The 21494-nt window shown below is 57.0% G+C and carries 18 protein-coding genes; 14 read left to right on the top strand and 4 right to left on the bottom strand.

Annotation, left to right across the window (positions count from 1 at the left end):
* Window positions 1–104: 104 nt before the first annotated feature.
* A complete protein-coding gene (locus B0919_RS01390) occupies window positions 105–1076 on the top strand; it encodes a toxin-antitoxin system YwqK family antitoxin (protein ID WP_078010397.1) in 972 nt (323 codons plus the stop codon).
* A 47-nt stretch (window positions 1077–1123) separates the two neighbouring features.
* Here the strand turns inward: B0919_RS01390 and B0919_RS01385 are convergent, their stop codons facing one another.
* Window positions 1124–1477, bottom strand: a complete 354-nt coding sequence (locus B0919_RS01385; protein WP_078010396.1) for a YraN family protein — start codon at window positions 1475–1477, stop codon at window positions 1124–1126.
* 125 nt (window positions 1478–1602) lie between these two features.
* Here B0919_RS01385 and lipB point away from each other — a divergent pair, with 125 nt between their 5' ends.
* The 10 genes from lipB to gldN all read left to right on the top strand — a co-directional run bounded on the left by lipB (window position 1603) and on the right by gldN (window position 11999).
* Window positions 1603–2403, top strand: coding sequence for a lipoyl(octanoyl) transferase LipB (lipB, locus tag B0919_RS01380; RefSeq protein WP_078010395.1), 801 nt, complete (start codon window positions 1603–1605; stop codon window positions 2401–2403).
* Window positions 2404–2463: 60 nt separating this feature from the next.
* Complete coding sequence (locus tag B0919_RS01375; protein ID WP_078010394.1) at window positions 2464–2880, top strand: hypothetical protein; 417 nt, start codon at window positions 2464–2466, stop codon at window positions 2878–2880.
* 54 nt (window positions 2881–2934) lie between these two features.
* Window positions 2935–4002 (top strand): MraY family glycosyltransferase, encoded by a 1068-nt coding sequence (locus B0919_RS01370; protein ID WP_254846446.1) that lies wholly within the window; start codon window positions 2935–2937, stop codon window positions 4000–4002.
* On the top strand, window positions 3977–5155 hold the full coding sequence (locus B0919_RS01365) for a DUF4271 domain-containing protein (protein ID WP_078010393.1): 1179 nt from the start codon (window positions 3977–3979) through the stop codon (window positions 5153–5155). The genes B0919_RS01370 and B0919_RS01365 overlap by 26 nt, the downstream gene beginning before the upstream one ends.
* Window positions 5156–5220: 65 nt before the next feature.
* The gene (locus B0919_RS01360) at window positions 5221–6051 is read left to right on the top strand and encodes a uroporphyrinogen-III synthase (protein ID WP_078010392.1); all 831 of its coding nucleotides are present in this window, start codon (window positions 5221–5223) and stop codon (window positions 6049–6051) included.
* Window positions 6052–6209: 158 nt separating this feature from the next.
* Window positions 6210–7202, top strand: coding sequence for a PorP/SprF family type IX secretion system membrane protein (locus tag B0919_RS01355; RefSeq protein ID WP_078010391.1), 993 nt, complete (start codon window positions 6210–6212; stop codon window positions 7200–7202).
* A gap of 232 nt (window positions 7203–7434) precedes the next feature.
* Window positions 7435–8451 (top strand): SUMF1/EgtB/PvdO family nonheme iron enzyme, encoded by a 1017-nt coding sequence (locus B0919_RS01350; RefSeq protein WP_078010390.1) that lies wholly within the window; start codon window positions 7435–7437, stop codon window positions 8449–8451.
* A 67-nt stretch (window positions 8452–8518) separates the two neighbouring features.
* Complete coding sequence (gene gldL / locus B0919_RS01345) at window positions 8519–9325, top strand: gliding motility protein GldL (protein WP_078010389.1); 807 nt, start codon at window positions 8519–8521, stop codon at window positions 9323–9325.
* A gap of 70 nt (window positions 9326–9395) precedes the next feature.
* Window positions 9396–10979, top strand: a complete 1584-nt coding sequence (gene gldM, locus B0919_RS01340; protein ID WP_078010388.1) for a gliding motility protein GldM — start codon at window positions 9396–9398, stop codon at window positions 10977–10979.
* Window positions 10980–11024: 45 nt separating this feature from the next.
* Entirely contained in the window at window positions 11025–11999 is a 975-nt protein-coding gene (gldN, locus tag B0919_RS01335) for a gliding motility protein GldN (RefSeq protein ID WP_078010387.1), read from the top strand.
* 68 nt (window positions 12000–12067) lie between these two features.
* Here gldN and uvrC read toward each other — a convergent pair whose 3' ends face one another.
* From uvrC to B0919_RS01320, 3 genes are all read right to left on the bottom strand, one after another.
* The gene (gene uvrC / locus B0919_RS01330) at window positions 12068–13888 is read right to left on the bottom strand and encodes an excinuclease ABC subunit UvrC (RefSeq protein WP_078010386.1); all 1821 of its coding nucleotides are present in this window, start codon (window positions 13886–13888) and stop codon (window positions 12068–12070) included.
* Window positions 13889–14069: 181 nt separating this feature from the next.
* Window positions 14070–16421 carry a penicillin-binding protein 1A gene (locus B0919_RS01325; protein ID WP_078010385.1) on the bottom strand — a complete coding sequence of 784 codons (2352 nt, stop codon included), beginning with the start codon at window positions 16419–16421 and terminating at the stop codon, window positions 14070–14072.
* Window positions 16422–16430: 9 nt separating this feature from the next.
* Entirely contained in the window at window positions 16431–19418 is a 2988-nt protein-coding gene (locus B0919_RS01320) for a tetratricopeptide repeat protein (protein ID WP_139361826.1), read from the bottom strand.
* 223 nt (window positions 19419–19641) lie between these two features.
* Between B0919_RS01320 and B0919_RS01315 the strand changes: the two genes are divergently transcribed.
* The 3 genes from B0919_RS01315 (at window position 19642) to atpB (ending at window position 21463) form a co-directional block, all read left to right on the top strand.
* Window positions 19642–19866: an AtpZ/AtpI family protein gene (locus B0919_RS01315; RefSeq protein ID WP_078010383.1), complete on the top strand. Its 225-nt coding sequence runs from the start codon at window positions 19642–19644 to the stop codon at window positions 19864–19866.
* A gap of 62 nt (window positions 19867–19928) precedes the next feature.
* Window positions 19929–20345, top strand: a complete 417-nt coding sequence (locus B0919_RS01310) for a hypothetical protein (RefSeq protein WP_139361825.1) — start codon at window positions 19929–19931, stop codon at window positions 20343–20345.
* Between the two features lie 32 nt (window positions 20346–20377).
* Window positions 20378–21463 (top strand): F0F1 ATP synthase subunit A, encoded by a 1086-nt coding sequence (atpB, locus tag B0919_RS01305; RefSeq protein WP_078010381.1) that lies wholly within the window; start codon window positions 20378–20380, stop codon window positions 21461–21463.
* The last annotated feature ends 31 nt before the right edge of the window (window positions 21464–21494 follow it).

Genomic DNA, 21494 nt, shown 5'->3' with positions numbered 1-21494 from the left:
GGAGCACACCTGCCCAGCTACGCTGCTTCACTGGCTCACCGCCGGGCACTATCCGCCCCTATATTTACGTTTCGCTCCCCAGAACCCCCCGCTTGTCTTTGCTAATGCATTTGTTCCGTCTGTCGCCCACGTTGCTGGTGTTGCCATTTGTGCTGCTCAGCGCCTGCGCCAAAAAAACGGTTTCCTTTAACAGCAAGCCCGAGAATACGACCACCGCCAGTCTCACTGGCGTGCGCGATACCCTGGCTACGGCTCGTGACACCACCAACGCGCCGTCGCTGGTTACCGGTAAGAAGCTGACGAAGGAGGAGCAGCGTAAGGCGCTGGAAAAGGAAAAAGCCGCGCAGCGCAAAGCCACGACCAAGAAGAAAAAGACCATCTTCCTGGGTGAGCGGATCAAAAAGGGCTACACCAAATCGGGGCCGAAGGGACGCAACCAGGTAGTGGAAATCTTCTATTACCTGAGGACGCCCAAGCAGCCCAACCCCTACGCGCCGCTGAAGTGGTACTTCAACCCGGCTAAGCGGCGCCTGGAGAAAACCGCTGCCATCGGCGAAATCGACCTGAATAAGTACAAGGTGCTGCACGGCCCCTACAAGAAGATGCAGGGCGGCAAAGTGGTGGAGACGGGGTACTATTCCGTGGGCACCCGCCACTTACGCTGGGAGAGATACGGCCGTGACAACACCCTGGTGAGCAAAGTGCACTACGAGCAGGGGTTCCCCCGCGACGCCAACATCAGCTACTACGACGGGGGCCGAACCATGGTGAAAGAAGTAGTACCCTACATCGACGGCAAGCTGGAGGGCGACTACATCAGCTTCAAAAACGACGGGCAGCCCGACTGGGCCGGGCAGTTCGAGAACGGCAAGAAGGTCGGCACTTGGACCAAGTACTGGGGCTTCCGTAGCCGCCGTCACTATGAGTATCAGTACGGCGACTCCGGCTACGAGCCCGAAGCCGAGCCCGTACTAATCAAAGAGTATAACCGCAACGGCGTGCTCATCTACGAAAAGGGTAAGCTCGACAAGCGCGAAGCCGACGCAAGAAACCCCGCCCTACCGCGCCGCAACTAAGGGCAACGCGCTGAGGCACGGATGACAAACGCCCATTATGACCTTACCTAGAAGGCATCCTCAAAGGCTTCCACCCGGAAGCCATTGGAGTTTGGCGTCAGGCTGAGGATGTCGAAGCGGATGTCGTCGCGCCAGTCGTGGCTGAGGATAAATTGCTCGGCGGCCCGACGGATGCGCTGCCGCTGTGCGGGCGTCACAAACTCTTCCGGGTAGCCGAAGCGCAGATCGGTGCGCACTTTCACTTCCACGAACACCAGCCGCCGTGGTGCGGCTTGTTCCACGATGATGTCTATTTCGGCCCGGCCGTGGCGGTAGTTGCGGGCCCTAAGCTGGTAGCCCCGGGCCAGATAGAAGTCTACAGCGGCTTGCTCACCGGCACTGCCGAGGGTAGGGGAGGGCATACAGCGGATATATTGAGCGGAACGGATACGTCTCCCGTGGAAGCCTGGGCTTCGACGCCGGTGAAGGTAAGTGCCCCGGTCGAACCTGGGACGCCGCCGGATGGTTTCGTAACTTTACTGTGCCTATGGAACCCGACTTCTTTTCCGCCTGCGCTGCCCCCATCGTTGCTCCGGCAGCTCCTGCTTCTGCTGCCCCCGCCGCGGGCACCGCTAACCGGTGCATCACCGTGCAGCGGCTCGGGCGCGTGCCCTACGTACCTACCTGGGACCGACAGGAAGAGTTGCTGGCCGCCACGCTGGCCATCAAGACGCGCAACCGACAAGCCGAAGGCACTGATGCCCAGCCCGAAGCCACGCCTAATTATCTGCTGCTCTGTGAGCACCCGCCGGTATATACCCTGGGCAAAAGCGGCAAGCCCGAGCACCTGTTGCTCGACGAAGCGGGGCTGCAGCACTACGGCGCCACTTTCCACCGCATCAACCGCGGTGGCGACATCACCTACCACGGTCCCGGCCAGCTGGTAGGGTACCCCATTCTCGACTTAGAAAACTTCAAGCCCGACATCCACTTCTACCTGCGCACGCTCGAAGAAGCCGTCATCCGGTTGCTGGCCGACTATGGCCTAGCTGCCGGGCGCATAGCGGGCCTCACGGGCGTATGGCTGGATTTCGAGGAAGGCGCCCCCAATCCGCGGAAAATCTGTGCCATGGGCGTGAAGTGCAGCCGCTGGGTGACCATGCACGGCTTTGCGCTGAACGTCAACACCGATTTGTCGTACTTCGGCCATATCGTGCCCTGCGGCATCGTCGATAAAGCCGTGACCTCGCTGGCCCAAGAGCTTGGTCGTACCGTACCCCTGCGCGAAGTGGAGGACCGGCTGCTACCGCACCTGGCCGAACTCCTCGGCGCTGCCATCGTTGAATAAAAAAAGTAACGGCTCGGCCTCGACCCGTTTCGGGCATTAGTCGCCTGACCTAGCGTTTCAATGAAAGAAGACATCAATTTCGACCCCGTCGAAGGGGTTTCCGTGGCCATCGTTCCCGATGAAGCAGCTGCCGTAGAAATAGGCAAGCCCGGCTGGCTGGTGTACCTGCTGAACCACAACAAGTTCGCCCTGGAGAATGTCATTGTCAGCTCCAATGGCTACGGCATAGATGCGGAGGGCCATACCGTGCGCACCTCTACCCTGCGGCATCATTTCCCCGAAATCGAGGCGCAGTCGGCCGTACCCCTGGAGCCCATCGACCCGGCGCTGTTCCACCTGAACAACCAGTACTGGGTGAGCTACTACCGCGGCACCCAGATTTTCGATAAGAAATTCATCTTCGTTCCCGACTCCATTGTGCCCGATAACTTCATTGCTATTGGGTTGTTGGGCCGGGAAGGCGTCCTGCATAGCTAGCATCACCGGCCTTCGCCGGCAGTTGCGTACCTTTACCCGTCTCACTACCGACCTATGAATCCAACCGGCGTGACACTGGGGCTGGCCTTCCTGTGGGCTTTTTTAGTGGCCCTGTTCGCAGTGCCCTCCGTCATCTACGTGGCGCACCTCAAAAACATGCTCGATCTGCCCAACAAGCGGACCGTGCATGCCGTGCTGACGCCCCGCCTTGGTGGGGTGGCTATTTTCGCGGGCTTTATGTCGGCCCTCACCATTTTCGCCGATTTGGGCAATGGCATTCAGCAACTGCTGGCAGGCTGCATTGTGCTGTTTTTCGTGGGTCTGAAGGATGACTTGGTGTCGATTTCGCCGGCCAAGAAGCTCGTCGGGCAGCTGCTGGCCACGGGCATCGTCATGTTCATGGCCGATGTGCGCATCACCAGCTTTCAGGGCATCTTCGGTATTCACGAGCTGCCGCCGGGCATCAGCTACGCCTTCACGTTCCTGGTTATTGCCGGCATCACCAACGCCATCAATCTGATCGACGGGCTCGACGGTCTGGCTGGTTCCATCGTCATTATTATCGTCAGCACTTACGGCTACTACTTCTACCAGTACGGCGGTTCGGCTTTCGGCAACTACGTGTTCGTTTCGGTCTGCGTAATCGGCGGCATGCTGGGCTTCTTGCGGTACAACTTCCACAAAGCCACCATCTTCATGGGCGATACGGGGTCGTTGCTGTGCGGCTTTATCGTGTCGGTGCTTACCATTCAGTTCATCGAGCTGGGCGTACACACCGAGTTGCCCTTCGGTTCGGCTAACCCGTCCGTAGCCGCTGGCATCCTGTTCGTTCCGCTCTTCGATACCATCCGGGTGTTTACCGTGCGTATCCTGAGTGGTACGTCGCCTTTCACCCCCGATAAAAACCACATCCACCACCGGATCCTCGCTATGGGCTTTCAGCAGATCAGCACTGTGCTGTTGCTGGCCCTGCTCAATACCGTGGTTATCCTGTTCGTTATCAATTTTGCCTACCACGGCAACACCCTGCTGATTGCGGTACTGCTGGGCTTTTCGCTGGTGCTGAGTGTGTTCCTGGGTACTTACCGTAGCCGCAGTGCACAACAAAGAGTGGCTTCGTAAAGCGGGCTTTATCTGCTGCCTGTGGCTGCAATTCCTCTTTGCTGCCACCGTTCAGGCTGCCGAATACCGCCCCCTGCCGCCATCGGCCCCCACCGGTATCAGCAATGAATGGCTGATTTATGAGCCTGCTGACAACAAGCTGGTGCTCTATCTGCCAGGGTATCACGCGCCGGCGCGGGCTTATTATCAATGGGTTACCATCCGGCCCGCCAAGCCCTTTCGGGTCACCTTCGCTGCCCGCCAGAACTTATCCATCTTTCTGGATAACCGGCTGGTATTCCGTGCCCCGCGTACCGCTAACTACACCCTTGACTTAGCGGACCTGCTCCCTGCCGGCAGTAAAAGTGCTGCGCACCTATTGTGTATCTGGCACCCAGAGCAAGCACCCAACTATACCTCTTTCGCCAATGCTGCCCCTGCTGAAGCGAAAGTCGGCCATAGCAGTGCTCGTACTTCTTGGCAGCCGCAGCTTCGGGTTGGAGGGCATCAGGGCGAGGATATATTCCTGTGCTTTTTGCTGCTGATCGGTTTGATGTATGGCGGCATTCGAACTGTTTACCGCCCCGGCTTTGCGCGGATTTACGAGTTGTGGAGTAATACCCCCGGCGAGCAAAGCTTCCTGTCACGCCCTACCATTACGTGGCTCAACGTGCTGCTCGTGCTGGTTTTCTCCCTGTCGCTGGGCCTGTTGATTGTCGCCATTCATACCAATGTTCAAAGCTTAGTGATTCTGCGCCAGCTATTTGCCGTGCAGGAGTCCGGGCTGGTATTGCGGGTCGTAACTTACGCACTGCTCGTGGCGGCCTTCGTTTTATTGAAGGTGATGTACTTGTCAGTTATGGGCTATATCTTTGATGTATCCTCTTTGGTATTAATTCAATACCGGGAGTTTGTTCGCAGCTTGCTGTTCATGGGGCTTTTCCTGCCCGTCGTCATGCTTCTGTACTTGGTCCTGAACCAGACTTGGCCCGAAGGCGTTTTGTGGGTGTCCAACGGTGTGGTTTCGTTGATGTTACTGGCCACCGTGTTTCGGGTGGCCCGTACAGTGCACCGGCGTAGCTCCCTGCTGAATCTGCATTTGTTTTCGTACCTTTGCGCCACCGAAATCATACCCTTGACGGTGCTTCTAAAGTTGCTGATCATCGCTTTCTAAAGCTTCAGCCGATTTCGCCTCCAACGCCTTTCGTATAGCTTAGCTTTACTTTTCTTTCTTCCCTTATGGCCGAGAGTACAGACAAGCCGGGTACGGGTCGGCATGCCAAGCGCATTCGTAGCATCTTGGTGACGCAGCCCAAGCCGGCCAACGACGTGTCGCCCTATTTCGCCATTGCCGAAAAGTACGGCATCAAGGTCGATTTTCGCGAGTTCATCCAGGTTGAGCCGGTTTCCTACAAGGATTTTCGCAAGGAAAAGGTTAACATTCTGGAGCACACGGCGGTAATCTTTACCAGCCGTAACGCCGTTGACCATTTCTTCCGCATTTGCCAGGAAGCCAAGCTGGAAATGCCCGCCGAAATGAAGTACTTCTGTATTTCGGAGCAAACGGCGAATTACCTGCAGAAGTACATCGTTTTGCGCAAGCGCAAGCTGTTCATCGGCCAGCGCACTGCGGCCGATTTATTTGACGTCATCAAGAAGCACAAGAGCGAGAAGTTCCTGTATCCTTGCTCCGATATTCGCAAAGACGACATTCCTGAGTTTATGCGCGCTAACGGCTTCAAGTTCACCGAAGCTGTCATCTACCGCACTGTCGCCAGCGACCTGTCCGATCTGTCGGATGTGAAATACGACTGCTTAGCGTTTTTCAGTCCGTCGGGTATTAGCTCGCTGTTCATCAACTTCCCTGACTTCGTGCAGGACGGTACCCGCATCGCTGCTTTCGGCCCCACCACGGCTAAAGCCGTACGCGACGCCGGTCTGGAATTGGATATTGAAGCTCCGCAACCCAATGCTCCGTCCATGACTGGTGCTATCGAAGCGTACATCCGTTACCACCACGGAGCGGAAATTGCAAAGGAGCAAGCACGCAACAATAAGCAGAAGGCATAGGGCTTTCTAACGTAGTGAGTAACAGGCGGACGGCATAGGAATATGCCGTCCGCCTGTTTTTTTGCGTGGATTTGTTGCGGGGTGATTTTTCTATACATTTGAAAAACTTACGCTGACCCACCCATCAACCGTAACCACCCACCTCTCAATTGTTTCCTATGAAGGGACGTTTACTTGCCACCCTCCTGCTTACCGCAGTGGCAGGCTCGGCCGTTGCCCAGCAACAGCCGCAGTTTAGCCACTATGCCTTCAATGGCATGTACTTAAATCCTGCCTATGCCGGTATCAAAGGGCAAGGGGAGTTTACGGCCATCGGGCGCTACCAGTACTACAACTACAAGGCTACGCTGGACCGCGGCGGGGAACCCAAAACCTATATGCTGTCCGGTTCGCTGCCGGTACGAGCTATTGGAGGTGGTGTAGGGTTCAATGTGTACCGCGACGAAATTGCGCAGTCCGATATTACTTCGGCTTCTCTTTCCTACTCCAAGCACTTTAAAGTCGGCGACGAAGGCCTCTTGGGAGTAGGCGTTCAAGGTATTTACAACAACTGGCACCGTGGGAACTACCGCGCTGTCGACGAAAACGACCCTAACGTACCTGCCAACGGCTCCGACAACAAGTTCGACGCCGGTATCGGGGTGTGGTATGAATCGCCGAGCTGGTACGCCGGCCTGAGCGTGAACAACCTGTTGCGTTCAGAATACAAGTTTCAGAGCGTTACGGGCGGTGAAACGATGCCCGTTAATGCTGAAAACCACGCATACCTAACGGTTGGCTACAATTTCCAGGTAACGGACAACATCGTTTTGACGCCTACTGCAGTAGCTAAAATGGTGTTTGTCGGCAAATTCGGCGACAGCAAAAAATTCTCGTTTGACAATAACTCGCTCGATGCTGGTCTGCGCGCCACCTTCAGCGAAAAGTACTGGGGAGGAGTCGGCTACCGCTACGGGGAATCATTGACCGGTATGATAGGCGGCTCGGTGCTGAAGGATAATGCCTTGCGCATTGGTTATGCATTTGATTGGATAGCATTTAACCAAGATGCTCGTGCCTTTAGCTCGCACGAGATTATGTTGTCGTACCGCCTGCCCAAGCCTGGCTTGGCCGTACGCCCTGCAATTCGCACCCCCCGCTACAGCTTCTAAGCAGCGGAATTCGGCGGTACTTTAAGGTTTCGACGTCCTAGTGCACGGTATTTTTCATACCGTGCACTAAGTCGCTGCCTTATGTCGTTAGTCGGGTTGGCTAACGAATTCGTAGACAAACGAATGACGTTTGGCTAAATGCTTGCTTGCGAAAAGCTTTGTCGCTAAATTTGCCAAGCGCAAAATTGTAATCTTTGGGTATCGCCGCCTGAACAGTCACTTTCACCCTCACATGAACAAGTTTCTTGGTTTGCCCCTCATCGCCTCTGTGGCCTTGATGTTGGGGGCTTGCAGCTTCGGCAAAGGCCCCCAGGGTGACCTGGTAGGAGCTCAGGACCGACCGGAGTTTAACCCGCAGGAGGTGCCCTTCGGGATGGTCCCTTGCCCCGGTGGAACGTTCCACATGGGCCAGACTGACGAAGACATTGCCGCTTCGATGGTCAACATGAATAAGCAGGTAACTATCGCCGGCTTCTACATGGACGAGACGGAGATTACCAACAACGAATACCGTCAGTTCATGAATGCTGTGCTGCAGGACTCGGTTGACGTGTTGGGGCAGGAGTACATCATGACGGAGCTGTACCCCGACACCACGGTGTGGGTACGCGACTTCACCTACCACATGGGTGACCCGCTGATGGAGTACTACTACAGCCACCCAGCCTTCGACGACTACCCGGTGGTGGGCGTAGACTGGTTTGCTGCTAAGTATTTCTGCAACTGGCGTACGAAGAATAAGAATGCCGCTGCTGCCGAAGAAGGTGTAGCTGGTGTGCCTGGCTTCCGCCTACCCTCGGAGGCTGAATGGGAATATGCTGCTCGCGGCGGCCGTGAACTGGCTACCTTCCCGTGGGGCGGTCCTTACCTGCGCAACTCAAAAGGCTGCATGCTGGCGAACTTTAAGCCGGGTCGTGGCGATTATGCGTCTGACGGCTATGCATATACCTCGCCGGTCGGCTCTTACTTCCCGAATGATTTCGGCCTGTACGACATGTCGGGCAACGTAGCCGAATGGTGCGACGACGCTTACATGGAGTCCTCGATGCCGGTAGTATGGGACATGAACCCGACGAACCCGGACGATAACGAACCGCGCAAAGTAGTACGTGGTGGCTCGTGGAAAGACATTGCTTATTTCCTCGAAACCGGCACGCGCAACTTTGAATACCAAGATTCAGCTCGCTCTTACATCGGTTTCCGTTGCGCGCTGATCCAGATTGGTATGGGTACCAACAACAGTTTGTAACCACCTAGGGTTTTCCCTCTTTTTTAAGTCAACCTCCAACACCCACTTTTTTTCAACACTTTAACTAATGGCACAAAAAGGGAACTTCCTGTTCGACGTGGTGATGCCGAAAATCTACGGTATCGGTGCTGCAGTCGTAATCATCGGGGCTCTTTTCAAGATCGAACACTGGCCCGGGGCTGACGTGGCGATTATTGCAGGTCTGGGCACGGAAGCTCTTATCTTCTTCCTGAGTGCATTCCAGCCGCAGCACAAAGAGCCCGATTGGGCGCTGGTATACCCGCAACTGTCGGAAGGCTATGACCCCTCGACGGATAGCGCTTCGTTCGCTGCTACGGACAACTCGAGCAAGGGCCTGACCCGCAAGCTCGACGATATGCTGAAGGATGCCAACGTAACGCCGGACGCTATCAAGTCGCTGGGTGAAGGTCTGAACCGCCTGAGCACCACCACTTCGCAGCTCTCGACGCTGGGTGACGCTACCAACGCTACGGAGGAATACACGCAGCGCGTACGTTCGGCCGCTCAGTCGCTGGACAATATCAACGTGGCCTACAAGCAAACGGCTGAAGCTATGACGGCTATGTCGAGCGCTACGTCTGATGCCAAGGAGTACCACCTGCAAGTGCAGAATGTAACCAAGAACCTCGGTGCCCTGAACGCAGTGTACGAAATGGAACTGCAGGATGCCAACACGCACCTGAAGTCTATGAACAAGTTCTACGGTACGCTGAGCCAAGCCATGGAAAACCTGGTAAGCGCTGGCAAAGACACTGAGCAGTTCAAAGATGAGGTTGCCAAACTGACGGTTAACCTGAACTCGCTGAACCGCGTGTACGGCAACATGCTGAACGCTATGCGCGCTACCAGCTAATTGCTGGCAGCTCTACGACAAGCACGGTTCACACATCCACTTTGGTCTCTTTTTATAGGAATCCATAACAATGGCGGGAGGTAAAGAAACACCGCGGCAAAAGATGATCGGCATGATGTACTTGGTACTGACTGCCCTTCTCGCGCTGCAAGTAAACTCCGCAATTCTGCTCAAGTTCAAGTTTCTTGATGACAGCTTGTCGAACATCAACCAAAAGGTTGATAAAGCTAACGACAGCGCTGTAAAAGGCATTCAAGCCCAAGTCGAGAAGAACCATAACCTGCCCAAAGACGTGGCAGTGTTGAAGCAGGGCGAAGAAGTACGCGAAAAAACCAAACAGGTAGTTTCCTACCTGCAGGGTGTACGCGATAAGCTGCTGGCTGCCACGGAAAATACCAAAGGCGGTAGCGCGTACAAGAACATGAGCATGGAGGACAAAGTCGCCATTACCATGCTTGGTCCCAGCCGCAATGGCTTGGGTTACGAAATGAAGGACAAGCTGAACGGCTACTCGACCTTTATCAAAGGGGTAGTTCCTGGCGCACAAGCTCTGGCTTTGGACGCGAAAGAGGACCCCGGTGTTACGGAGCCTTCGCAGAAAAGCAAAAACTTTGCGGAGCTGAACTTCGAGAATACGCCGCTGGTAGCTGCGCTGGCCGTACTGTCGCAGAAGGAAGCTGAGGTGCTGAAGTACGAGTCGGATGCTCTAGCTGAGCTTTCCAGCCGGGTCGGTGGTCAAATCATCGTATTCGACAAAATCGGTGCTTTTGCTAGCGCGGAGTCGAACACGGTAGCCGCCGGTACCAAGTACAAAGCTGAGCTGTTCCTGACGGCTTCGGCTTCGGGTATGAAGCCTTCGATGACCCTGAACGGTTCGCCGCTGCAGGTTGGTCCCGATGGCAAAGGCAAAATTGAATTCACGGCTACGCCGGGTGCATTCAATGCCGAGGGCATTGCTAAGAAGGAATGGAAGGGTACGGTTCGTATCCGCAATAACGGCCGCGACACGACGTTTAACGTGACGGTACCTTACATGGTAACCAAGCCCGTTATGCAAATCCAGTCGGCTTCGGTGCAGGCGCTGTACTTCAAGTGCGGCAACAAGCTGACGGTGACCGTACCGGCGCTGGGTGCCAACTACAAGCCGGGCTTCTCGGCCTCGGGTGCCCAGGTTATCGCGGGTGCTAAAACGGGTGAGGTAACGCTGGTTCCGAACTCGGGCGAAGTAACCCTGAACGTAAGCAGCAACGGCAACGCTATCGGTTCGCAGACCTTCAAGGTTCGCGCGATTCCTAAGCCGGACATCAAGTGCATGGTTGGTGGCCGTGAGGCTAATGAAAAGCAAGGCACTCCGATTGTTGCAGTACGTAACCTCAGCCTGCGTGCTGTGCCGGATCAAGGCTTTGCCAACTTCCTGCCCGAAGACGCTCGCTACCGCGTAACGCGCTACGAAGTGACTCTGGTACGTGGTCGTCGTCCGGCTATGCAAACCATGACTTTCGACAGCCCGGATGCTAACCTGACCGCCGTCGTTAACTCGGCCCGTGAAGGTGACCGTCTGTTCATCGAAGTGAAAGAAGTGCGTCGCATGAACTTCCGCGGTGAGCAAGAGGAGGTTCGCATGACCAAGACCTTCAACGTTCCGCTGCTCTAATCTTTAGTTGTTGAACCAACTAGCTGCCTTTTTCTTTCTTCTCACATGAACAAGTACACTTCCTTAGCCGCGCTGGCGGTGGGTCTGACGTTGTCGGTATCGGCGTCGGCTCAGGAACAGGCTACTACGGCTAGCAGCAACGGCTCGTATCGTCCTATTCCGAATTCCGATATTATGTTCCGCAAAACCGTGTGGCGTCAGATTGACCTGCGCGAGAAGCAGAACAAACCGATGTTTTCGGAGGGTAAGGAAATCACCCGGGTTATCCTTGACGCGGTAAAGCGTGGTGAGCTACAAGCCTACAAAGGCGACTCGCTGACTTCTACCTTCACCTCGGAAGAAATCAAGAGCAACTCTTCCTTCGCCGAGCAAAACCAAGGCTTGTCGGATGAAGAAAAGGCTGCTGGTCTGAAAGAGGATGACAGCTGGGGCGGCGGTGGCGGCGACGCTTGGGGTGCACCGGCTAAAAGCTCGGGTGCAACTACCAAGAAGCAGCCGAAGCTGGACAAAAACGGCAAGCCGTTGAAGGACAAGAAGGGCAAAATCATCTACGAAACCGTAGCTGTTGCTCCTCCCAAACCGGCTGCGCCGCCCAGCTACGAGTACCGTCCGAAGGATCTGTACCAGCTGGAACTGAAGGAAGATATGATTTTCGACAAGAAGCGGTCGAGAATGTATCACGACATCAAGAGCATCACGCTGGTAGTACCGGCCACGGCTCCTGGTAACGTAGCCGGTATCGATAAGCCGATTGGCACCTTCAAGTACAGCGACCTGGTACGCGTATTCCGCGCCAACCCGGACAAGGCTATCTGGTTCAATCCGCAGAACGACGCTCAGCACAAGAACCTAGCCGACGCTTTTGAGCTCTGGCTGTTCAACTCGTACATCACCAAAGTTTCGAACCCGAGCGATGCTCGTCTGGACGAAATCTACGGTGGCCAGCGGGAAGGTATCCTAGCGGCTTCGCAAGCTGCTTCGGACCTGATCGAGTACGAATACAGCCTCTGGAGCTTCTAAGCTTTGAGCTGAACGCAAAAGCAAAAGGCCCTTACCTGTTTGGTAAGGGCCTTTTGCTTTTTTGGTAGTTATTGGGCTGCCTCGGAGCTTTCCTGCTGAGTGAAGTAATCGAGCAGGACCTTGGTTTTGGCTTTACCGATTTCCGCTATTAGCTCGGCTTCGCTGAGCTCTTTGATTTTCTTTACGGACTTGAATTTGTTGAGCAGCTTATCAGCAGTAACCGGGCCCAGCCCTTTCACATCCGTAAGCTCGGTTTTAAGCGTAGCCGCGTCGCGTCGCGAGCGGTGAAAAGTGATACCGAAACGGTGGGCTTCGTCGCGCATGCGTTGGATCAGGCGCAACGTCTCGCTCTTCTTATCGATGTATAGAGGAAGCGGGTCGTTGGGCACGTAGATTTCCTCAAGGCGCTTGGCAATACCGATGATGGGTATCTGCCCCCAGAGCCCCAGATCCTTCAATGCTTTGACCCCCATACCGAGCTGCCCTTTGCCGCCATCGACAATGATGAGTTGGGGAAGGCTGGCGCCCTCGTCGAGCAGACGGCGGTAGCGGCGGGTCACGATTTCGTACATGGAGTCGAAGTCGTTCGGGCCTACCACGGTCTTGATGTGGAAGTGGCGGTAATCCTTCTTGCTGGGCTTGGCGTTGCGAAAGCACACCATGGCCGCCACGGGGTTGTCGCCCTGGAAGTTGGAGTTATCGAAGCACTCGATGTGCCGCGGCAGGTCTTTGAGGTGCAGGTCTTTCTTAGCCGTTTCCAGAATCCTTACCTCGTTTACGTCCTTGGACTTCTCGTTCATGGACTCCTTCTCCTTGCGCAGGTACAGCACGTTCTTGATGGAGAGGTTGAGCAGCTTGCGCTTATCCCCGATTTCGGGCACGGCTACCTTTACGCCCGGAAGGGGCAGATCCGGCAGCTCGACGTTAACCAGTATTTCTCGGGACTCGCTTTCGAACTCTTGCCGCAGCTGCATTACCATCGGGGCCAAGATTTCGGGGTCGGTTTCATCGAGCTTCTTCTGGACCTCCAGGGACTGGGTCTGGATGATGGAGCCGTTCATCACCTTGAGGTAGTTGATGAAAGCCGACTTTTCGTTGGAGGCAATGCTGAACACGTCGATGTTGGACAGCGACGCGTTGACGACGGTACTCTTAGCCTGGAAATCATCGAGCTTGTCAAGCTTCACCTTGAACTGGTGCGCTAGCTCGTACTGCTGCTCCATAGCCGCCTGCATCATGCGGTCCTTGAAGTAATTTTTGGCTACGGTCAGGTTGCCGGAGAGGATGTTGCGGATCTGCTGAATGTGATGGTTGTAGCTTTCCTCGTCGATGAGGTCCTGGCAAGGACCTTTGCAATTGCCAATGTGATACTCCAGGCACACCTTGTATTTGCCGGCAGCCACGTTTTCGGGGCTCAGGTTGTACGTGCAGGTGCGGAGAGGGTACAAGGCTCGGATAAGCTCCAGGATGACGTTCAGGCCGGTGCCAGTAGCATAGGGGCCGTAGTAGCGCGAACCGTCGTTGATTTTCTGGCGCGTAGGCAGCACCCGCGGAAACCGGTCGTTGGTCACGCAGATGTAGGGGTAGGTCTTACCGTCCTTAAGTAAGATGTTGTACTTGGGCTGGTGCTGCTTGATGAGGTTGTTCTCCAGCAGAAAGGCATCCGACTCCGAATCCACGATGGTGAATTCGATGCGGTGAATGTTCTTGACCAGCTGCTGGGTTTTCTTATTGTGGTCGTTCTTGGTGAAGTAGCTGCTGACGCGCTTGCGCAGGTCGACGGCCTTGCCCACATAAATGATGTGGTCTTCCTCGTCGAAGTACTTGTATATGCCGGGCCGGTGCGGCAGCAGGCGAATTTGCTCTTGCAAGTGGGCTTTGGCAGCCATACAGCGGGAAACGAAAGTCTACAGGAGGATTAAACTACCAAAACAACGGTGGGGTTGGCAGAATTCAACGGCTCATCAGTTCTAGCCAACTAGTAACACCGAAGCGGGTGGGCAACAAAAAGCCCGGCTTCGGGCATAGGGACCGAAGCCGGGCAAAAGATAGGGAGCCTAAAAAAGCGACTTAGATATCTTCCTTATCGATATCCTGCAGATCGGCCTGGTTCAGCTTCTGCTCGTACGGGATGGTGTCGCGCTGCCCGCCGTAGTAGCGCGAGCAGTCGATTTCGAGGCTCAGGGGCTGAGCCGGCTTGGGGAACTCGCCGGTGCTGATGCCAATCTCCTTATTGTTCTTGTACACCTGCTTCATGAAGATGCCGTAGATCGGCAGCGCGAGGCGCGAACCTTGGCCATAGGCACCGGTGCGGAAGTGGATGCTGCGGTCTTCACCACCTACCCACATGCCGCACACCAGGTCGGGCGTCATGCCCATAAACCAGGCGTCGGAGTAGTTCGAGGTAGTGCCCGTCTTGGCGGCCATCTGATAGGGGAACTTGAAGCCGCCGCGCAGGATAATGGACGTGCCACCCTGTTCTTCCACGGCACCGCGCATCATGTAGGTCATCAAGTAGGCCGTTTCTTCGCTCAGGGCTTCCTTGGTCTGCGGTACGAATTCACGCAGTACGTTGCCGTTTTTGTCCTCGATACGCGTCACCATCATTGGGGCTGTCCACACACCTTTGTTGACGAAGGTGCTGTAAGCGCCGGCCAGTTCGTAAATGCTCACGTCGGAGGAGCCGAAGCCCACGGCCGGCACGGCTTCGATGGGGGAGGTGATGCCGAGGCGCTTGGCGTAGGCTACCACGGTTTCAGGACCGAGCTTCTGCACCAGCCAAGCCGTAATGGAGTTCATGGAGCGGGCCAGCGCCTGGCGCAGGGTGAAGGTGCGGCCGGAGAAGCTGCCCTCGAAGTTCTTGGGGGTGTAAGCCGGGCGGCCGGCCACGGCCGGGAAGGTGGTAGCTACGTCGGGGCGCTGGTAGCAGGGCGAGTAGCCCTGGTCGATGGCCGCTACGTACACGAAGGGCTTAAAGGTGGAGCCCGGCTGGCGTTTGCCCTGCTTCACGTGGTCGTACTTGACGTACTTGAAGTTGATGCCGCCTACCCAGGCTTTCACTTGCCCGTTGAGTGGGTTCATGGCCATGAAGCCGGCGTGCAGCAGGCGCTTGTAGTACGCCAGGGAGTCCATCGGCGACATCAGTACTTCCTTTTCGCCACCTTTCCAGGTAAACACCTTCATCCGGTACTTCTTGTTTAGGTAGTACTTGACGGAATCCGGGTTGTCGGGAAAGCGGGCCTGCAGGCTGCGGTACCGTTCCGTGCGCTTGATGGAAGTGCTCAGGAAGTTCGGGATGAGGCGGCCGTTTTCGTCGCGCCAGGGCTGCTGGCCTTTCCAGTGCGCATCAAACCACTTCTGCTGCAGACTCATGTGGTCGGCCACGGCCGTTTCGGCATACTTCTGCATGCGCGAATCGATGGTGGTGTAGATTTTCAGGCCGTCGGCGTACAGATCGTGGTCAGTTTCCTTGGCCCAGGAGCGCAGCATTTTGCTCACTTCCACCCGGAAGTACGGGGCAATGCCTTCGTTCTGGTTTTCGACCTTGTAATCAAGCTTGATAGGTTTGGCCACCGCCGCTGTGTACGTCGCGTCGTCGATGTACTGGTACTTGCGCATCTGGCTGAGCACCCAGTCGCGGCGCTTGCGGCTGCGGGCGGGGTTGCGCACGGGGTTAAACCACGTGGGCCCGTTGACGAGGCCTACCAGCAGGGCCGATTCCTCCAGCTTCAGTTGCTGGGGCTTCTTGTTGAAGAAGGTCTTGGACGCCGTGAAAATGCCGAAGGCATTCGAGCCGTACTCCGCCTGGTTGAGGTACATGCGCAGGATTTCGCGCTTGGTGTAGTTGCGTTCCAGCCGCACCGACAGAATCCATTCCTTGGTCTTGGTGATGAGCATGCGCAGCCCCGGCACGTCGTTGAGCTTGCCGTCGTTGAGGTCTTCGCGGGTGCGGAAGAGCAGCTTGGCCAGCTGTTGCGTGATGGTGGAGCCGCCGCCGCTTTTGCCCAGCGCCCCGCCCGTCAGCACACCACCGGCTACGCGCACCATGGCTTTGGCGTCGATGCCGGAGTGCTCTTCGAAGCGGGAATCCTCGGTAGCGACCAGCGCATCGATCAGGTTCTGCGGCAAGTCCTCGTAACCTACCGGAGTGCGGTTTTCGCGGAAGTACTTGCCCATCAGTACCCCATCGGATGAGTAGACCTCGGAGGCCAGCTCGCTCTTGGGGTTTTCGAGCGTTTTCAGGTTGGGCATGCTGCCGAACAGGTTGAACAAGTTCACGCTGACGGCAAACACGTAGAAAATAGCGCCCACCACGCCGGCGCCGAAGAGTACCCACAGCGTGCGGGTAAGGGCGGCGAAGCGTTCGGGACGGTTGGGCTTGGCCCGGAAACTGGGTTTGGACCGCGAAACGGTAGGGGACATGCCGAAAAATTACGGACGGTAAACGGGCTGGGCGAAGCGCAAATACTCCTCCAGATTGCCGCGCGAAAGCAGCACGGGTAGGTTATCAATACCAATAAGGAAGGATTGGTAACCCGCGTTGCGCAGCTTCATGAGCGGGCCTTGCGGCCCGCGCAGCTTCAGAGCGTAGTTCTGAGCCACTTTGCTAGTGGGCAAGGACTGCACAATCAGCACCTGCTGCGTGGCACCCAGCGCCTGAGACTGAATCTGCAGGTTATTGGCCTTGAAAAAGCGGTTGTTGTAGGCAGTAAGCTGAGCTTGCAGGTCGCTGAACGCGGCGGCATCCTTCGGGTAGGCAATAATTACTGCGTGCGGAGCATTCAGGTTTGCCGTGTAAGGCGAAGGTTCTACGGCCGGAGTAGCCGGCTGCGGAGCTGCGGAATTGGGCGTAGGAGGTGTGCTGGCAGCCGGAGTAGTGCCAGGCTGCGTAGGCGGCTCTGCTGTCGGGGTAGTCGGCTTGGCGTCGGCTTTGGTTGGTTGCCCTTTCGTGGTCGGAGCGGGCTGCGAACCATTCTTGGTAGGTGCAGCGGCGTTCGGGGCCGGCGCCGTGCCGGTAGCAGCCGGCGTAGCGGGGGCGGGCTTGGTGGTCGGTAGCTCGTCGGCGCCGTAGGCAATGCGCATGCGGTTATCCACTTCACCGGGGCGGAAGAAGGACACGGCCGGCTTTTCGGTCGAGGCCAGCGCGCCGGGCAGCATACCCGCTTCGTAGTGGTTGTAGGTCAGCAGCATGCTCTCCACTCGTGGCGCCAGCGGGCTTTCGGGGTACTTCTTCAGAAAAGCCGACAGCACCGGCTTGTGCGCTACCGGCGGTTGCGTCCGGATAACGAGTAGGGCCTGCAGGTACTCGGCCCGGTCATTCAGGTCGGTTTCCGGGTACTGCTTACGAGCCCGCACCAGAGCGGCGGAGGCTTTCTTGAATTCCTGCTGCTTGTAGAGGGCAAAGGCCGAATCCAGGCGCACGGCCATGTGTTCGTTGGCCACCGAGGTACGCCGCAGATACTCGGGGTCGGCCACGAGGCGGGCGTAGGAGGAATTCGGGTATTCCTGCCGCAACCGCTGGGCGTAAGCTTCGGCTTTGGGGTCATTCAGCTCCCTGTAAATCAGGTAGAGCGTATAGTACGTCTCCACCGTGTGCGGGCCCTTGGGGTAGCGCTGCAGCAGCTGCTCGTACGCCTGCGCGGCATTGCCGGGCTCCTTTAGCTGCTGGTTGTAGATAGCCCCTAGCGCGAACAACGCCTCTTCAATCTTGGCCTCGGCCTGCTGCTTTTGTTCCGGGGTAAAGGGTATGGCCCGGCGCAGTTGATTAGCCAGGAAGTTGCGCTCATCCTGGGGCGTGGCTTGCTGGGCCGAAGCCTCACCAGCTGGGTTAATGGCCGAGTTGTTGGCGCCGCCCACAGCTACCGGCGCGCCCCCCGGCGACGGAGCACCGGTAGTAGCCAGGCTGCTCAGACGCCAGTTGTCGGTGAGCGGGCGGTTGCCCCAGCGCCGCTCAAAATCGCCGCGGGCGGTGCTGAGCGAGGTTGGGTTGTCGAAGTACCACTGTCGGCCCGTGGAGCCGGAGGCAAAGGCCAGCGGATCGGCTTCAGGGTTACCCGTACGGCTCAAGTCCTGGCCCGTACCGGTCTGGTTAGTGCCACGGTTGGCTAAGGCAGCCTGCTTTTCCGCATCCTTCTGCATCCGCAGAATCTGGGCGTCGGCATAAGTCAGCAGGCGGCTGCGCAGGGTGGCCGTATCCAGCTTGGCGAGGGTAAGCAGGCTATCCTGGGTTTCCACGATGGTCAGCTGCTGGGCAAAGTCCCGCAGGATGTCGCTGCGCTCCTTGGTAGCCGCGTATTCGGGAGCCGTTTTCGGCAGCATCTGCGTAGTGCTGTCGTAGTAGGCCGCTGCCAGCCGGTACTTCTGCAGGTTCTCGTAATAGATGCGGCCGGTCAGCAGGTAGGCGTAGCCCTTCTGCGCCCGGTTGGTGGTGCTGGCCCGTACCGATTGGTTCAGCAGGTTCAGTGCCTGGTCGTAGTGCTGCTGGCGGTAGTCCAGCCGGGCCATCTCGTAATAGATCTTATCGCGGTACTCCTTGTTCTTGGGGTCCTTCAGCAGCTTGGCGAAGTACCTCTCCAGTCGGGCGCGGTCGGCCAGGTTCAGGTCCGATACCTGCCCCAGCATCAGCTTGGAGAAGAAGTCCAGCTCGTAGGGCGGGTTGCGCTTCAGGATTTTGTTCAGCTCAGCGTAGGCTTCCTTATCCTGCCCGTTGTTCTGGTAAAGCTGGGCCAGTACGTAGCGCGTACGGCTGCGCTCATCCTTCTTGGGAATGTACGGAATGGCCTTTTGCAGATTCTCGATGGCCAGCTTGTCGTTGCCCTGGTGCAGGTAGTACTGGGCGCGGGTCAGAAACAGTTCGCGTGCGTTGGCCTCGGTGCCTTGTTCCTTATCGAGCAGGTCCGATACCGACGAGGCGTTGTCCCATTCGTTGGTGGCCATATAAGTCCGCATGAGCCAGATCAGCGCCTCGTGCCGGGCGTTGGCGTCGGTGCTGACGGTGTTGACGTACTTAAAAGTCTTAGCCGCATCCTCAAACTCCCGCTTGTAATAGCGGGTCTTGCCGATGAGGATGTACGAGTCGTCGGTCCAGTCGCTGCTGCCGCGGCGCTGAATGGGCAATGAAGCCTTTTTCACTACCTCGTCCATGGCGGCCGTCAGCTGCAAGGCCTTCACCGAATCGACTACCGGTAGCAAGGGCAGCACCCGGTTGTAGTCGTTCTGGCGCTCCTTATAGAGCTTGGCTTCCTCAGCGCGCATTTTTTCCCGCGCCAGGAAGTAACCGTTGTCGCGGGCGGTAATGTTCTGGTAAGTACGGGCAATGATGTTGTGGTTCTCAGCGGCGCAGCCGCTAAGCCACGCGGCCGCGCTGGCCACTAGCAGACCATAAACAGTGGGTAAGGCAAAGCGCGCGGAATTCAGCACGGGCAACAGGGCGGTGGATGAACGGATGAGTCGCGGGGAAAACGCTGGTCGGCAGCTGTTTCGTTCGGATTGGCCCCGAGCTTCTACAACGCCGCAAAGCAGCTAAAAGTACGCGAATTTCAACGGCCTACGGGTTTGCTCTACTGATTAGGGCTCATTTAGTGCAGGTTGGCAACGCATATGAACTTCGTGGCGTACCTTTGCAGCCCTTCATTGAAAATTCATGCCCGAGCCGACCTCTCCCGAAGACAAACGCAGCAGCAGCCAGATCGGCCGCTACTCGGGCGTGGGCTTTCAGATGCTGGTAACTATCGGGCTCTGTACCTGGCTCGGCGTCTGGCTCGATGGGCGGTACGGCTGGCGGCCCTGGGCTACCATCGCACTGTCCTTATTCGGCGTCTTTGTCGCCATGTACCAGATCATCAAGGCGGTTTCCAGCGACAAATAGACCTTCTCGCGGCCACTACGGCTGCTCCTTAACCAAGACTACTCGTTCCCGGCCTGCGCCGCTTGCTCCTGATGAACCGCTTCCTTCGCAATCTGCTGATCTTTTCCCTGCTGCTCGGCGCCGGCATTTATGCCTTGCGTGTGCAGTTCGGCGCGGCAGTGGTGCACCCCAGCGCTGGGTGGTTGTTGCTGTTCTTCGCGGTGCTCACCGGCATCACGTTCTGGCTGACCTGGCGCGCTTACCAGCGCAACCCTGAGTCGTTGATGACGGCCTGGTTCAGCACCACGGCCCTGCGCTTGGTACTGGCTTTGGGCACCATTGTAACTTACTTAGTTCGCGGCGGCGCCAAGGCTGGCAACAGCACTTGGACTTTTTTGGGCCTCTTCTTCCTCCTGTATTTTCTCTACACCGGGTTTGAAGTCTGGAACGTCGTGACTAACTTGCGCCCGTTTTCAAAACCGGGCTCCGAGGAGGTATAGTTTTGGATACGTTTTCCCCTAAAGTGTTCTTAATGAAGCGGTTTCTGCTCCTATTCTTCTGGATTCTGACGTTGCCCGTTTTTGCGCAAGAGCATCACGGCGACGTGCCTTCTACCTCGGCCACCCAGGTGGAAGCCACGGAAGAAGGTGAGTTCAAGCCCGGTGAGATGATTCTGCACCACGTGGCTGATGCTCACGAATGGCACTTCGCCACGATTGGCCACTCGCACATCACCCTGCCGCTGCCGGTTATTGCCTACCAGTCCGGCAAAGGCCTGTCGGTATTTTCCTCCAGCAAGCTCGCCCACGGCCAGACCTACGACGGCCTGAAGCTGGAGCACGAGAAGCTGGAAGCTGAAGATGGCAGCAAAGTCTACGACTTCTCCATCACCAAGAACGTGGCTTCCATGCTGCTGAGCGCGGTGATTCTGATTGTGGTATTCTTCGCCGTAGCCAGCGGTTACCAAAAGAACCGCGGCAAAGCTCCGAGCGGCATACAGTCGTTCTTCGAGCCCATCATCGCCTTCATCCGCGACGACGTGGCCAAGATCAACATCGGTCCCAAGTACGAGCGTTACCTGCCGTACCTGCTCACGCTGTTCTTCTTTATCTGGTTCAACAACCTGCTGGGCCTGCTGCCCGGCGCGGCTAACCTGACCGGCAACATCAGCATCACGTTCCTGCTGGCGCTGTTCACGCTGCTCATCACCATCTTCAGCGGCAATAAGAACTACTGGGGCCACATCTTCGCCACGCCCGGCGTGCCGACCTGGCTGCTGCCCATCATGATTCCGGTCGAGCTGATCGGCATCATCACCAAGCCGTTCTCGCTGATGGTGCGTCTGTTCGCCAACATCACGGCTGGTCACATCATCGTGCTGAGCTTCATCTCGCTCATCTTCATCTTCAAGAGCGTGGCCGTGTCGCCGCTGGGCGTGGGCTTCGCGCTCTTCATCAACGTGCTGGAAATGCTGGTGGCCCTGCTGCAGGCTTACCTCTTCACCCTGCTCTCGGCCATGTACATCGGCGGGGCGGTGGAGGAGCACCACCACGACAACGACTTGGGCTTCGGTGGTGACCATACCCATAACCCCGAGTCGGCTGCCGCGCCTCACTAAGACTGACTTTCCCCTTTTTGCTTTTCTGACT

Source organism: Hymenobacter sp. CRA2 (assembly GCF_002007105.1).
Taxonomy (GTDB): domain Bacteria; phylum Bacteroidota; class Bacteroidia; order Cytophagales; family Hymenobacteraceae; genus Solirubrum.
Note: the sequence above shows the minus strand (reverse complement) of the source record. Positions and strands in the feature narration are given on the sequence as shown.

Bases quoted from the DNA above. Each gene is read 5' to 3' on its own strand.
- B0919_RS01390 (WP_078010397.1), top strand. From the start codon at position 105: ATGCATTTGTTCCGTCTGTCGCCCACGTTGCTGGTGTTGCCATTTGTG.
- B0919_RS01385 (WP_078010396.1), bottom strand. From the start codon at position 1,477: ATGCCCTCCCCTACCCTCGGCAGTGCCGGTGAGCAAGCCGCTGTAGAC.
- lipB (WP_078010395.1), top strand. From the start codon at position 1,603: ATGGAACCCGACTTCTTTTCCGCCTGCGCTGCCCCCATCGTTGCTCCG.
- B0919_RS01375 (WP_078010394.1), top strand. From the start codon at position 2,464: ATGAAAGAAGACATCAATTTCGACCCCGTCGAAGGGGTTTCCGTGGCC.
- B0919_RS01370 (WP_254846446.1), top strand. From the start codon at position 2,935: ATGAATCCAACCGGCGTGACACTGGGGCTGGCCTTCCTGTGGGCTTTT.
- B0919_RS01360 (WP_078010392.1), top strand. From the start codon at position 5,221: ATGGCCGAGAGTACAGACAAGCCGGGTACGGGTCGGCATGCCAAGCGC.
- B0919_RS01355 (WP_078010391.1), top strand. From the start codon at position 6,210: ATGAAGGGACGTTTACTTGCCACCCTCCTGCTTACCGCAGTGGCAGGC.
- B0919_RS01350 (WP_078010390.1), top strand. From the start codon at position 7,435: ATGAACAAGTTTCTTGGTTTGCCCCTCATCGCCTCTGTGGCCTTGATG.
- gldL (WP_078010389.1), top strand. From the start codon at position 8,519: ATGGCACAAAAAGGGAACTTCCTGTTCGACGTGGTGATGCCGAAAATC.
- gldM (WP_078010388.1), top strand. From the start codon at position 9,396: ATGGCGGGAGGTAAAGAAACACCGCGGCAAAAGATGATCGGCATGATG.
- gldN (WP_078010387.1), top strand. From the start codon at position 11,025: ATGAACAAGTACACTTCCTTAGCCGCGCTGGCGGTGGGTCTGACGTTG.
- uvrC (WP_078010386.1), bottom strand. From the start codon at position 13,888: ATGGCTGCCAAAGCCCACTTGCAAGAGCAAATTCGCCTGCTGCCGCAC.
- B0919_RS01325 (WP_078010385.1), bottom strand. From the start codon at position 16,421: ATGTCCCCTACCGTTTCGCGGTCCAAACCCAGTTTCCGGGCCAAGCCC.
- B0919_RS01315 (WP_078010383.1), top strand. From the start codon at position 19,642: ATGCCCGAGCCGACCTCTCCCGAAGACAAACGCAGCAGCAGCCAGATC.
- atpB (WP_078010381.1), top strand. From the start codon at position 20,378: ATGAAGCGGTTTCTGCTCCTATTCTTCTGGATTCTGACGTTGCCCGTT.